Source organism: Haloechinothrix sp. LS1_15 (assembly GCF_033042135.1).
Lineage (GTDB): Bacteria > Actinomycetota > Actinomycetes > Mycobacteriales > Pseudonocardiaceae > Haloechinothrix.
In genome coordinates, this window is record NZ_WBXM01000005.1 from 22,415 (window position 1) to 34,907 (window position 12,493).

The 12,493-nt window shown below is 70.7% G+C and carries 13 protein-coding genes and 1 riboswitch; of the genes, 5 read left to right on the forward strand and 8 right to left on the reverse strand.

Going from position 1 to position 12,493, the window contains the following annotated elements; genetic code table 11:
* Positions 1-22: 22 nt before the first annotated feature.
* Positions 23-93, forward strand: a riboswitch (cobalamin riboswitch).
* 151 nt (positions 94-244) lie between these two features.
* From F8178_RS09365 to F8178_RS09385, 5 genes are read left to right on the forward strand one after another with little or no spacing between them, the layout of a single operon-like run.
* Positions 245-1,213 carry a helical backbone metal receptor gene (locus F8178_RS09365; RefSeq protein ID WP_317494324.1) on the forward strand — a complete coding sequence of 323 codons (969 nt, stop codon included), beginning with the start codon at positions 245-247 and terminating at the stop codon, positions 1,211-1,213.
* Positions 1,210-2,259 carry an iron ABC transporter permease gene (locus F8178_RS09370; RefSeq protein ID WP_317494325.1) on the forward strand — a complete coding sequence of 350 codons (1,050 nt, stop codon included), beginning with the start codon at positions 1,210-1,212 and terminating at the stop codon, positions 2,257-2,259. Before F8178_RS09365 ends, F8178_RS09370 begins: the two co-directional genes overlap by 4 nt.
* Positions 2,256-3,050 (forward strand): ABC transporter ATP-binding protein, encoded by a 795-nt coding sequence (locus F8178_RS09375; protein WP_317494326.1) that lies wholly within the window; start codon positions 2,256-2,258, stop codon positions 3,048-3,050. Before F8178_RS09370 ends, F8178_RS09375 begins: the two co-directional genes overlap by 4 nt.
* Before the next feature lie 54 nt (positions 3,051-3,104).
* Positions 3,105-3,893, forward strand: coding sequence for an SDR family oxidoreductase (locus F8178_RS09380; protein ID WP_317494327.1), 789 nt, complete (start codon positions 3,105-3,107; stop codon positions 3,891-3,893).
* A 46-nt stretch (positions 3,894-3,939) separates the two neighbouring features.
* Entirely contained in the window at positions 3,940-5,010 is a 1,071-nt protein-coding gene (locus F8178_RS09385) for a diacylglycerol kinase (RefSeq protein WP_317494328.1), read from the forward strand.
* Here F8178_RS09385 and lgt read toward each other — a convergent pair.
* The 8 genes from lgt to hisF form a co-directional block, all read right to left on the reverse strand.
* Positions 4,954-5,967 carry a prolipoprotein diacylglyceryl transferase gene (gene lgt / locus F8178_RS09390; RefSeq protein ID WP_317494329.1) on the reverse strand — a complete coding sequence of 338 codons (1,014 nt, stop codon included), beginning with the start codon at positions 5,965-5,967 and terminating at the stop codon, positions 4,954-4,956. The genes F8178_RS09385 and lgt overlap by 57 nt on opposite strands.
* Before the next feature lie 102 nt (positions 5,968-6,069).
* Positions 6,070-6,855 carry a tryptophan synthase subunit alpha gene (gene trpA / locus F8178_RS09395; protein WP_317494330.1) on the reverse strand — a complete coding sequence of 262 codons (786 nt, stop codon included), beginning with the start codon at positions 6,853-6,855 and terminating at the stop codon, positions 6,070-6,072.
* On the reverse strand, positions 6,852-8,096 hold the full coding sequence (gene trpB / locus F8178_RS09400; RefSeq protein WP_317494331.1) for a tryptophan synthase subunit beta: 1,245 nt from the start codon (positions 8,094-8,096) through the stop codon (positions 6,852-6,854). The genes trpA and trpB overlap by 4 nt, the downstream gene beginning before the upstream one ends.
* Complete coding sequence (gene trpC, locus F8178_RS09405) at positions 8,075-8,884, reverse strand: indole-3-glycerol phosphate synthase TrpC (protein ID WP_317494332.1); 810 nt, start codon at positions 8,882-8,884, stop codon at positions 8,075-8,077. The genes trpB and trpC overlap by 22 nt, the downstream gene beginning before the upstream one ends.
* A gap of 185 nt (positions 8,885-9,069) precedes the next feature.
* Positions 9,070-9,624, reverse strand: coding sequence for a Trp biosynthesis-associated membrane protein (locus F8178_RS09410; RefSeq protein WP_317494333.1), 555 nt, complete (start codon positions 9,622-9,624; stop codon positions 9,070-9,072).
* On the reverse strand, positions 9,617-11,245 hold the full coding sequence (locus tag F8178_RS09415) for an anthranilate synthase component I (RefSeq protein ID WP_317494574.1): 1,629 nt from the start codon (positions 11,243-11,245) through the stop codon (positions 9,617-9,619). The genes F8178_RS09410 and F8178_RS09415 overlap by 8 nt, the downstream gene beginning before the upstream one ends.
* Before the next feature lie 60 nt (positions 11,246-11,305).
* Positions 11,306-11,668 carry a phosphoribosyl-AMP cyclohydrolase gene (gene hisI / locus F8178_RS09420; protein WP_317494334.1) on the reverse strand — a complete coding sequence of 121 codons (363 nt, stop codon included), beginning with the start codon at positions 11,666-11,668 and terminating at the stop codon, positions 11,306-11,308.
* A complete protein-coding gene (gene hisF, locus F8178_RS09425) occupies positions 11,665-12,438 on the reverse strand; it encodes an imidazole glycerol phosphate synthase subunit HisF (RefSeq protein WP_317494335.1) in 774 nt (257 codons plus the stop codon). The genes hisI and hisF overlap by 4 nt, the downstream gene beginning before the upstream one ends.
* Between the last annotated feature and the right edge of the window lie 55 nt (positions 12,439-12,493).

The window sequence follows — 12,493 nt, forward strand, 5'->3', positions numbered from 1 at the left end:
ACCGGCGTTGGGGGCCAGCGAAGTCCGGTGCGAATCCGGCGCTGTGCCGCAACTGTGATGGCGGCGCGGATGCGCGCGACCGCCTCAGCCAGGTCGCCTGCCCTCTCGCCAGACGCCATCGTCGCCGTCGCGTCACTGCCGTGGCGTGGCGCGCGGACCCGCTCCCGGTCCAGGAGCGCGGCGTCCGTGACCTCCTGGGGGAAGCGGCCGCGCTCCCACACCGGCCGACACCACCGAGGTCAGCATGCCCATCACGCGTTTCCGCCCCCCTCGCCGCATCCGTGCCGCCGCGCTGGCCGTCGCGGGCACGCTGGTGCTACTCGGTTGCGCCGATCGCGCCCATGAGGAACCGGCTGGCGGCTCCGGCGACGGTTTCCCGGTCACCGTCCAGGCGCCGGGAAACGGCGATGCCGTGACCCTGCACTCCTTGCCGGAACGGCTCGTCTCGCTGTCGCCCACCGTGACCGAGGTGCTGTACGCAGTCGGGGCGGGCGAGCAGGTGGTGGCCGTTGACGAGCAGTCCGATCACCCGGAGTGGGCCCCCACCACAGGCCTCTCCGGGTTGACCCCGGATCCGGAAGCCATCGCCGCGCATGATCCCGATCTCGTGCTGGTCGCCCACGAGGTCGAGGGCCTCGCGGGCGCGCTGGCCGAGGTGGACATCGACACCCTGGTGGTGCCGGACGCCGAATCGCTGGACGGTGCCTACGACCGGTACCGCATGCTGGGCACCGCCACCGGGCACCAGGAAGCGGCGGAACGGCTCGCGAGCGAGGTCGCGGATGCTATCGACGAGCTCGTCGCAGGCACTCCGGACCCCGCAGAGCCGTTGAGCATCTACCACGAGCTCGATCCCGATCTCTACACCGCGACCTCTGCCACGTTCGTCGGCGACGTGTACAGCCGGTTCGGGCTCGACAACATCGCCGACGGCGACGACCCGGAAGCGCTTGGCGGATACCCGCAGTTGCCCGCCGAACGCGTCCTCGACACCGACCCGGATCTGATCTTCCTAGCCGACACCGTCTGTTGCGGGGTCACCGCGGAGTCGGTCGCCGAGCGCCCGGGATGGCAGGCGCTGGATGCGGTGGCCGAGGGCAGGATCGTGGAGCTCGACGACGACACCGCATCCCGGTGGGGGCCACGCATCGTGGAGTTCGCCGAGGCGGTCAGCGACGCGGTGCGCGAGGCCGTACGCGACGCGGGGTCATGACCACCCGCACCGCCGAGCGCCCCGGCGTTACCCGGTTACGCCCGCTCGCGGTGGCAGGCGGGCTCGCCACGCTGCTGCTGTGTGCCGCGGGCGCCGTGCTGCTCGGCGCCGTCGATCTCGGCTGGCAACGGGTTCTCGGTGAGGTACTCGCCCAGCTGACCGGTTCGACATCGCCGCTGAACGAGCGGGAAGCGGCGATCGTGTGGCAGCTGCGAGCCCCGAGGGTAGCGCTGGCCGCCGTCGTGGGCGCGGCCCTGGCAGGGGCGGGTGCGGCGTTCCAGGGGGTGTTCCGCAACCCGCTGGCCGATCCCTACCTGCTCGGCGCCGCCTCCGGCGCGGGACTGGCCGCCACGCTGGTCATGGTGCTCGCGCCCGCGGGGCCCGGCTGGGTGCTCGGCACGGTGCAGCTGGCGGCGTTCGCCGGTGCGCTTGGCGGGGTCGGGTTGAGCTGGTTGCTCAGCCGGTCCGTCGGTGGAGCTGGCACCGCCACGCTGCTGCTGGCCGGTATCGCCGTCGCCGCCTTCCTCAGCGCGGTACAGGCGTTCGTGCAGCAACTGGACACCGACTCGCTGCAGCAGGTCTATACCTGGATGCTCGGCGGGCTCGCCACGGGCGGGTGGCGCGAGCTTTCCGCCGCACTGCCGTCGGTGATCGCCGCCGCCGGTGTGCTGCTCGCGTGTGCCCGGCTGCTGGACGTCCTTGCCCTCGGCGACACCGAGGCACGCGCGCTCGGCATCCGTCCCGGCGTGCTGCGCCTTGCGCTGCTCGGAGCAGCGTCGCTGGCCACCGCGGCTGCCGTGTCGGTCAGCGGGTTGGTCGGTTTCGTCGGCATCGTGGTCCCGCACATCGTGCGGCTGCTGTTCGGCTGGAGCTACCGGGTGGTGGTACCGATGTCGCTGATCACCGGGGCGGTGTTCGTGATCCTGGCCGACCAGATCGCGCGCAGCGCCCTTCCCGGCGAGCTCCCGCTTGGCGTGGTAACCGCCTTCGCGGGGGCGCCGTTCTTCGCACTGGTGCTCTACCGCAACCGGGAGGCTGCGACATGACCGGTGAGTCGAGGTCCCCGGCTCTCACGCTGAGCGAGGTCAGCGCGGGCTACGGCGATGCCCCGGTGTTGCATGGGATCACGGTCACCGTCCGTGCCGGTGGTTGGCTCGCCGTCGTCGGACCGAACGGCGCGGGCAAGTCCACCCTGCTCAAGTCCATGGCGGGCCTGGCGCACGCCACCGGCGAGATCCTGCTGTTCGGGCAGACGCTGGGCAGCCTGCCGCGCAAGCGCCTCGCGCGCACGATCGGATACGCGCCGCAGCAGCCCGCGATCCCGGAGGGCCTGACTGTCACCGACTACGTTCTGCTCGGGCGGACACCCCATCTCGGCCCACTTGCGCGCGACGGCAGCACCGATCACGCCGTCGTGGCCGACGCGCTCACGCGGATGGATCTCACCGCATTCGCGGCACGGCGGCTCCACACGTTGTCCGGTGGGGAGCGGCAACGTGCCGTGTTGGCGAGGGTGCTGGCGCAGCGAGCGAGCGTGTTGCTGCTCGACGAGCCAACGACCGGTCTGGACCTGGGGCACGCGCAAGCACTTCTCGAGCAGGTCGACCAGCTGCGCGCCACGCACGGCCTCACCGTCGTGTCCACCGTGCACGATCTGACCTCGGCCGCGCAGTACGCCGAGGACCTGCTGCTGCTCAGCGGCGGTGAGGCGGTCGCCAACGGCCGCCCGGCCGAGGTGCTGACCACCCGGCGGATCGAGCATCACTACGCGGCGACGGTGGACGTCCTGCACCGGGACGGCGGGATCGTCGTCGCGCCGCGTCGCGACCGCGGGTGATCGCAGCAGCGCCGAACATGGCCTCCCATTACTAGAACCTGTTATAGTTCGTGGATGATTGCGGATCGATTTCACGTGACTGACCGCGTCGCCGTTGTCACCGGCGCAGGCAGGGGCATCGGTGCCGCAACAGCGGTGGCCCTTGCCCAAGCAGGTGCGGACGTGGTGATCTCGGCACGGACGGAGTCCGATCTGGCCTCCGTCGCAGGAGAGGTGGAGCGCGCGGGACGCAAGGCAGCCATCGTTCCCGCCGAGTTGTCCGAGCCGGGAAACACGGAAGAACTTGTTACTGCTGCCCGCGAAACCTTCGGCAGGCTCGACATCGTCATCAACAACGTGGGAGGTACCTACCCACGCCCCTTCCTGGATACCAGCGCCGACTTCCTCGAGGAGGCGTTCCGCTTCAACGTCGCCACCGCGCACGCGCTCACCCGTGCGGCGGTACCGGAGATGCTGGAAACCGGCGGGGGCTCGGTCGTCAACATCTCCTCGGTCATGGGCAGGGTCAGCGGCAGGGGTTTCCTCGCCTACGGCACAGCCAAGGCCGCGCTGTCCCACTACACGCGGCTGGCAGCCTACGATCTCGCCCCGCGCATCAGGGTGAACGCCATCGCCGTCGGGTCGGTCGCGACCTCGGCGCTGGAGGTCGTGGCCGGCGACGATTCCCTGCGGCACCAGCTGGAGAGCAACACGCCGCTCGGTCGGATCGGTGAGCCCGAGGAGATCGCGGCCAGCGCGCTGTTCCTCGCCGCGGACGCGGGAAGCTACATCACCGGCAAGGTACTCGAGGTCGACGGCGGCCTGCAGCGACCGAACCTCGAACTGGGACTTCCCGACCTGTGAAGCCCACCCCAGCGCGGCATCCGTATCGATCACCAGGGAGGAAGACATGAGCTACCGCGTCGTGCAGTGGAGCACGGGCAACGTCGGCAGGAACACCATCGCCGGCATCGACACGCACCCCGATCTCGAGCTGGCCGGGGTGTGGGTGTCCGATCCCGCCAAGGCGGGCAGGGACGCCGGTGAGATCGCCGGACTGGGGCGCTCGCTCGGGGTCACCACGACCGCCGATCCTGAGGAGGCACTGGCGACCGCGCCCGACTGTGTGGTGTACACGGCCATGGCCGACGACCGCATCCAGGAGGCCATCCAGGACCTGGCCGGCTTCCTGCGCGCCGGGATCGACGTCGTTTCCAGCTCCCCGGTCTTCCTGCAGTATCCGGACGGCGTGGTGCCCGAGGAGATGTCGGCGCCGGTGCGCGAGGCCGCAGCCGAGGGTGGGGCGTCACTGTGGATCAACGGCGTCGATCCCGGTTTCGCCAACGACTGGTTACCGCTGGTGCTCACCAGCGTGTGCGAGCGCATCGACGAGGTCCGGTGCCTGGAGATCCTCGACTACAGCACCTACGACAACCCCACGGTGCTGTTCGACATCATGGGCTTCGGCAAGCCGGTGGATGACGTGCCCATGCTGCTGCAGCCCGGCGTGCTGTCCATGGCGTGGGGCAGCGTGGTACGCCAGCTCGCCGCGGGGCTCGGCGTCGAGCTCGACGGGGTCGACGAGCGCTACGAGCGCGTCCCGGCGCCGGAGACGTTCCCGATCGCCTCCGGCGAGATCGCCAAGGACACTGCGGCAGCGCTGCGCTTCGAGGTGCGCGGCCTGCGCGACGGCAAGCCCGTCTGCGTGCTGGAACACGTCACCCGGCTGCGCGAGGACCTGGCACCGGACTGGCCACAACCCGCAGGGGCCGGGTGCTACCGGGTCGCCATCAGCGGCGAGCCGAACTACACCCTCGACCTGCAACTGCTCGGTTCGGACGGTGACCACAACACGGCGGGTTTGAAAGCGACCGCCATGCGGCTGGTCAACGCCATCCCCGCGGTGGTGGATGCGCCACCGGGACTACTGACCGCCCTGGACCTTCCCCTGATCACCGGGCGGGGACTCGTCCGACCCTGACGCCTGGTCAGACTGGTCAGGCTGGTCACTCCGCTGATCGCCGCGCCCTGCGCTGGACGAGCCGGTGGCCGCGGCGGGTGCCAGCACATGCGGTTCCTCTCGAGGACCGCGGCTGCGCGCCAGCACCAGGTACGCCACGGCGCCGAGGAAGACAGCGGCCGCTGTCCAGACGTTGATGCGCACATCGAGGATCGGGCGCCAGGCCTCGTCGATCCGGAGCAGCTCGATCCAGAAGCGACCGGCGGTGTAGCCTGCGACGTAGAGCGCGAACGCCCTGCCGTGGCCGAGTCGGAACCGGCGATCGGCCCAAACCACGAGCGCCGCCACGGCGAAACACCACAGCAGCTCGTACAGGAAGGTCGGGTGCACCACGGCGATCGGGGTGGTGTCCACCGCTACGCCGTCTGCCCCCGCCGGTCGTGCCGGGTCGTCCGGATGGACACGCTCGTAGATCTCCAGGCCCCATGGGAGGTCGGTCTCGCGCCCGTAGAGTTCCTGGTTGAAGTAGTTACCCAGCCTGCCGATCCCCTGGGCGAGGACGATGCCGGGTGCGGTGGCATCGGCGACGGCGGGCAGCGGCACGCCGTGGCGGCGGCACGCCAGCCACGCGCCCACCGCACCGAGCGCGATCGCGCCCCAGATACCGAGCCCGCCGTCCCAGATCCGCAACGCGTCGACAGGATCGTTGCCCTCGCCGAAGTACCGCTGCCAGTCGGTGGCCACGTGGTACAGCCGGCCGCCGACCAACCCGAAGGGAATCGCGAACACGGCGACATCGGTGATCAGGCCACGCTCACCGCCCCTGGCGACCCATCGCCGCTCGCCCCAGAGGATCGCGATGACGATGCCGAGGATGATGAACAGCGCGTACGCCCGGATCGGTACCGGCCCCAGTTCCCAGACTCCCCGGGGCGGGCTGGGGATGGTGGCGAGAACAGCTCCTGCCGTGTAGCTCACCCGGCTACCGTAACCCGCAGCCGGGGCCCGCCGCGGCCAGGGGTCGGGTGCGAGCCGAAGGGGTCCTCGGGTATCGGATATGTACCGAGGGAGTCCTTCGGCTCACCCGCCACCGTCGCGGACGCCGCCCGCGAGTTCGGCGGCGAGTTCACCGGCGGCGGCGGGTCCGGTCCGGGCGGCGGTGACGAAGGCGGACCCCACGATCACCGCGTCGGCGAACGAAGCCACCTCCGCGGCCTGCTGTCCGGAACGCACCCCGAGTCCCACCCCGACGGGCAGGTCGGTGACCTCTCGTGCCCGCCCGACCAGCTCGGCGGCTCCGGATCCGACGCGCTCCCGCGCCCCGGTCACGCCCATCACGGCGGTGGCGTAGAGGAAGCCGGTGCTGGCGCCTGCGGCGCGTGCGATGCGTTCGCGCGACGACGACGGCGCGATCAGGAACGTCCGGCTCAGGCCGTGCGCTTCCGACGCGGCGAGCCAGTCTCCGGCCTCGTCGGGGATGAGGTCGGGCGTAATCAGCCCGTGCCCGCCCGCCGCGGCGAGATCCGCCGCAAAGGCGTCGACGCCGTAGCGGTGCACCGGATTCCAGTAGGTCATCACCACCGCGTGACCGCCGCGGGAGGCGATGGCCTCCACCACCCGGAACGTGTCGCGAAGCCGGAACCCGGCGTGCAGCGCCTCGTTGGCGGCGGCCTGGATCGTCGGCCCGTCCATGACCGGATCCGAGTAGGGCACGCCCACCTCGACCAGGTCCACTCCCCCATCGATCATCGCGCCGAGCAGCTCGATCGAGCGGGAGACCGTGGGAAAGCCCGCGGGGAGGTAGCCGATGAGGGTGCCGCGTCGCTCGGCGCGTGCCGCGGCGAACACCGCGTCCAACCCGCTCATGAGCGCTCCTCCCGCTGCCCGTCACGCTCGGCGACGTAACCGAAGTACCGGGCGGCGGTGTCCATGTCCTTGTCACCGCGCCCGGAGAGGTTGACCAGGATCACCGCCTCCGGTCCCAGTTCCCGGCCGAGCCGCAGCGCACCGGCCAGCGCGTGTGCCGACTCGATCGCGGGGATGATGCCCTCGCTGCGCGCGAGCAGCTGGAACGCGTCCATCGCCTCGGCGTCGGTGGCGTAGCGGTACTCGGCGCGCCCGGAGTCCTTCAACCACGCGTGTTCCGGCCCCACTCCCGGGTAGTCCAGACCGGCAGAGATCGAGTACGCCTCGATGGTCTGCCCGTCGGCGTCCTGCAGCAGGTACGACAGCGCACCGTGCAGCATGCCCGGCGATCCGGAGGTCAGCGTGGCACCGTGCTGCCCGGAATCGATACCGTGGCCGCCTGCCTCCACACCGACCAACCGCACGTCGGGATCGTCGCGGAAGGCGTGGAAGATGCCGATCGCGTTCGATCCGCCACCGACGCAGGCGGTGACCACGTCCGGCAACCTGCCTGCGACCTCGCGCACCTGTTGCCGGGCCTCCTCGCCGATCACCGCGTGGAAGTTGCGCACCATCAGCGGGAACGGGTGACCTCCCGCGACGGTGCCGAGCAGGTAGTGGGTGGTGTCGACGTTGGTGACCCAGTCACGCAGCGCCTCGTTGATCGCGTCCTTGAGCGTGCGTGAACCGGTGTCCACCGGAATCACCTCGGCACCGAGGAGCCGCATGCGGGCCACGTTGAGCGCCTGCCGCTCGGTGTCCACCGCGCCCATGTAGATGACGCAGTCGAGGTCGAGCAGCGCGCACGCGGTCGCCGTGGCGACGCCGTGCTGGCCTGCGCCGGTCTCGGCAATAACCCGTGTCTTACCCATGCGCTTGGTCAGCAGCGCCTGACCGAGCACGTTGTTGATCTTGTGCGAGCCGGTGTGGTTGAGGTCTTCGCGCTTGAGGAACACCCGTGCCCCACCGGCGTGCTCGCCGAAGCGGGCGGCCTCGGTCAACACCGACGGCCGCCCGGCATAGCTGGTGAGCAACCGGTGCAGCTCGGCACCGAATTCCGGATCCTGGCGAGCCTTGTCGTACTCGGCGGCGAGCTCGTCCAGCGCGCCGATCAACGCCTCCGGCAGGAACCGGCCACCGTACGGCCCGAACCGACCGTGGCTCGGATCGTGCGCCTGGCTCACCGGCTCGGCCTCGGGCATGCCGGGTGCGATCCGGCCGTGACCAGCTGCACCAACGCGCCCTTCGGGTCCTCCGCGGTCACCAGCCCCTCGCCAACCAGGACCGCGTCGGCACCGTGCCCTGCATAGGTCATCAGATCCCGCGGCCCTCGCACACCGGACTCGGCGATCTTGACGACCTCACCCGGCAGGCCGGGAGCCAACCTGCCGAAGACGTCCCGGTCAACCTCCAGCGTGTGCAGGTTGCGGGCGTTGATCCCGAGGACCGTGGCACCCGCCTCGAGCGCCCGGTCGGCCTCCTCGGCGTTGTGGACCTCGACCAGTGCGGTCATGCCGAGCGACTCGACCCTGTCCAGCAGCGCGGTGAGCGCGTTCTGCTCGAGCGCGGCCACGATCAGCAGCACCATGTCGGCGCCGTGCAGCCGCGCCTCGTGGACCTGGTACGGGCTGATGATGAAGTCCTTACGCAGCAATGGCACATCGACCGCGCCACGCACCGCGTCCAGGTCCGCCAGCGAACCACCGAACCGGTGTGGTTCGGTGAGCACGCTGATCACCCGAGCCCCCGCGTCGGCGTAGTCCGCCGCCAGCGCGGCGGGATCCGTGATCGGCGCCAGCTCTCCCTTGGAAGGGCTGCTGCGCTTGACCTCGGCGACGACGCCGACGCCCGGCTCTCGCAGCGCCGCGAGGGCATCCTTCGGCTCGCCCGCGTTCGCCGCCTTCTGCTTGAGCTCGTCGAACGGCAGTGACGCCTCGCGCTCGGCGAGGTCCTGCCGCACGGCGGCAACGATGTCATCCAGTACGCTCACGGCACCTCATCCACGCCAGGGTCGCGCGCCGTACGGCACCAGCCGTACCGTGACGACCCCGAACTTCGTATCAGCTTCACTGCCGCTTGCACCACTGCCGATACCCACAAGAACTGTCCTTCCCGCCTTAAGGATGCTAACCCGCTCGCCACCGGCACGGCCCGCTGGGGTCTCCAGCGTGCGGGCTACCGATCGGTAGTGGGATCGTCGCCCGCGGAGAGCGCGTCCCAGAGCTCGGTGTCGCCGTAACCGGTCGCGCGCTGTCCGTGCTCGGCCTGCGCACCGCGGGTATACCGCACTCCCATGGCTGGCATGGTCGCCGCGGCGACCGCACCGACCGTGGCCGCGCACAGCACCAGGAGCCCGCCGAGCAACGCGACGCCGTGCGCGGGCTGCGGGCCGTCGAGCGCGCCCGTCACCGCGAGCGCGGCACCACCGGTGCCCGCCAGCCCGACGACGCCACACAGCACGCGGCGCCCCCAGCCACGGGTGGCCAACATTCCCGCGATACCGGCGAGCACCAGCACGGCCAGCGGCACCAGCGCAGGCACGGCCTCGGCCCCTGTTTCGGGCTGCTCCACTGTGCCCGCCAGCCCGTGCGCGACGGGCTCGGCACTCCACCGCATCCGCGACGACAGCCAGAGCGCGGCCGCACCCAGCAACAATCCTATGAGGACCAACCACAGTAGCCGGACGCGAAACCTGCGGTGCCCGTCACCGCCCGTCGCGCGTTCAGCCACCGCCGCCCCCGCCGACCGGGTCGGCGACGACCCGCTCGGCCCCGGTAGCCGCTGGGTCCGCCGCCTGTTCCGGAGGGCTCATGGTCTCCGCGGCGGCGACGGCGGCAAGAACCGTGCGCGCCTTGTTCAGCGACTCGTTGTCCTCGTACTCGGGCTCCGAGTCGGCCACCACGCCACCACCCGCCTGCACGTAGGCCACGCCGTCACGCATCAGCGCGGTGCGGATCGCGATCGCGGTGTCGGCGTCGCCCGCGAAGTCGAAATAGCCGACCACGCCGCCGTACAGGCCACGCCTGCTCGGCTCGAGCTGCTCGATCAGCTCCATAGCGCGCACCTTCGGAGCGCCGGTCAGCGTACCCGCGGGAAAGCACGCGGCGATCGCGTCGAACGCCGTGGCGTCCTCGGCGAGTTCGCCCGTCACGGTGGACACGATGTGCATGACGTGGCTGTACCGCTCGATCGCGAACGACTCGACGACGTGAACCGTACCCGGCTTGCACACCCGGCCCAGGTCGTTGCGCCCCAGATCGACCAGCATCAGGTGCTCGGCGCGTTCCTTGTCGTCGGCAAGCAGGTCCTTGGCGAGCAGCGCGTCCTCGTCCGGATCCTCGGCCCGCCAGCGGGTGCCCGCGATCGGGTGCGTCGTCGCCCGGCCGTCGCGCACGGTCACCAGCGACTCCGGGCTCGATCCCACGATATCGAACGTCACGTGCTCACCGTCGCTGTCGAAGCCGTCCAACCGCAGCAGGTACATGTACGGGCTGGGATTGGAGGTGCGCAGTACCCGGTAGACATCCAGCGCGTCGGCACCAGTAGCCATCTCGAAACGTTGCGATGGCACAATCTGAAACGCTTCTCCGGCGTGAATCGCCTCGACCGCCCCCCGCACCGCGGCGTGGTACTCCTCCGGGGTCCTGCGCCGCCGGAACTGCGGCGACGGCCTGTCGAAGGTGGACACGCTCGGCGGTGCCGCGGCACCCAGCGCCCGGGACATCTCGTCGAGCCTGCGAACCGAGTCATCGTAGGCGGCGTCCACGCGCTTCGGAGAGTCGTCCCAGTTCACCGCGTTGGCGATTAGCGTCACGGTGCCTTCGTGGTGGTCGTAGGCGGCCAGGTCGGTCGCCAGCAGCATGATCAGCTCAGGGATGCGCAGGTCGTTGACGGCCTGCTCAGGCAGCCGCTCCAGCCAGCGGACCGCGTCGTAGCCGATGTAGCCGACCATGCCCCCGGTCAGCGGCGGCATGTCCGGCAACGGCTCGCTGTGCAGCGTCCTGACCGTCTCCCGCAGCGCGTCCAGCGGATCACCCCCGGACGGCAACCCCACCGGCGGCGTACCCAGCCACCGCGCCTGACCATCACGCACGGTCAGCGCCGCGGGGCTACGCACCCCGATGAACGACCACCGTGACCACGACTGGCCGTTCTCGGCGGACTCGAACAGGAACGTGCCGGGACGGTCCTTGGCGAGTTTGCGGTAGAGCGCGATCGGCGTCTCTGCGTCCGCCAGCAGCGTGCGCGCCACGGGAATCACCCGGCGCTCACGCGCCAGGGCGCGGAACTCCTGCCTGCCGGGGCTCACCGAGCCGAGGCCGACGCTGCCGGAATGCACCATGCGCGCCATTGTGCCCGGAGCGACATCCGGCCTGGCCACCGGGTGTTCGGCACGGTGAACGGCCGCCCGTCACCGGCGATCGTCGGCAAGCAGCAGCCGGTCGGCCCCGTCGAAGCACGTCCCCGTCCCCGTGTGGCAGGCCGGGCCGGTCTGGTCGACCCGCAGCAGCACGGTGTCCCCGTCGCAATCGAGGCGCACCTCGCGCACCAGCTGAGTGTGCCCTGAGCTCTCACCCTTGACCCAGTGCCGCTGCCTGCTCCGCGAGTAGTAGGTGGCGCGCCGCGTCGCCAACGTCTGCCGCAGCGCCTCGTCGTCCATCCAGGCCATCATGAGCACGGCGGACGTAGCGTGATCGACCGCGACCGCGGCCACCAACCCGTCCGCGGTGCGCTTGAGCCTGCTCGCGATGTCCGGATCCAGCGCCGTGCTCATCGAACCTCGATCCCCTGCGCCCGCATGGCCTCCTTGACGTCGGCGATCTTCAGCTCACCGAAGTGGAACACGCTCGCGGCGAGCACCGCATCGGCGCCGGCGTGCACCGCGGGTGGGAAGTGCTCGATCGTGCCCGCACCGCCGCTGGCGATCACCGGCACGGTCACCGCCGCCCGCACTGCCCGGATCAGCTCGAGGTCGAAGCCTTCCTTGGTGCCATCGGCGTCCATGGAGTTCAGCAGGATCTCCCCCACCCCGAGTTCCTCGCCACGCGCGGCCCAGGCCACCGCGTCGATACCGGTTCCCCGCCTGCCGCCGTGGGTGGTGACCTCGAAGCCGGACTCCGTCGGCTCGACGTCGCCGGTCACCCGCCTGGCGTCCACCGACAGCACGACGCACTGCGCACCGAACCGCCGGGATGCCTCACGCAGCAGCTCGGGGCGGGCGATCGCGGCAGTGTTGATGCTGACCTTGTCCGCCCCGGCGCGCAGCAACCGATCGACGTCTTCGGCAGCACGTACACCGCCGCCCACCGTCAGCGGGATGAAGACCTGCTCGGCGGTGCGCCGCACCACGTCGTAGGTGGTCTCCCTGTCCCCGGAGGACGCTGTGACGTCGAGGAAGGTCAGCTCGTCGGCGCCCTCGGCGTCGTAGGCGCGCGCGAGCTCCACCGGATCGCCCGCATCACGCAGGTTCGTGAAGTTGACGCCTTTCACGACACGACCGGCGTCGACATCCAGGCACGGGATCACCCTGACGGCCACCGACATGCTCCCCAGCTTACGGCCCGCGCCCGCCACCGGCCGGACGAGGGCGGTAGCAGGC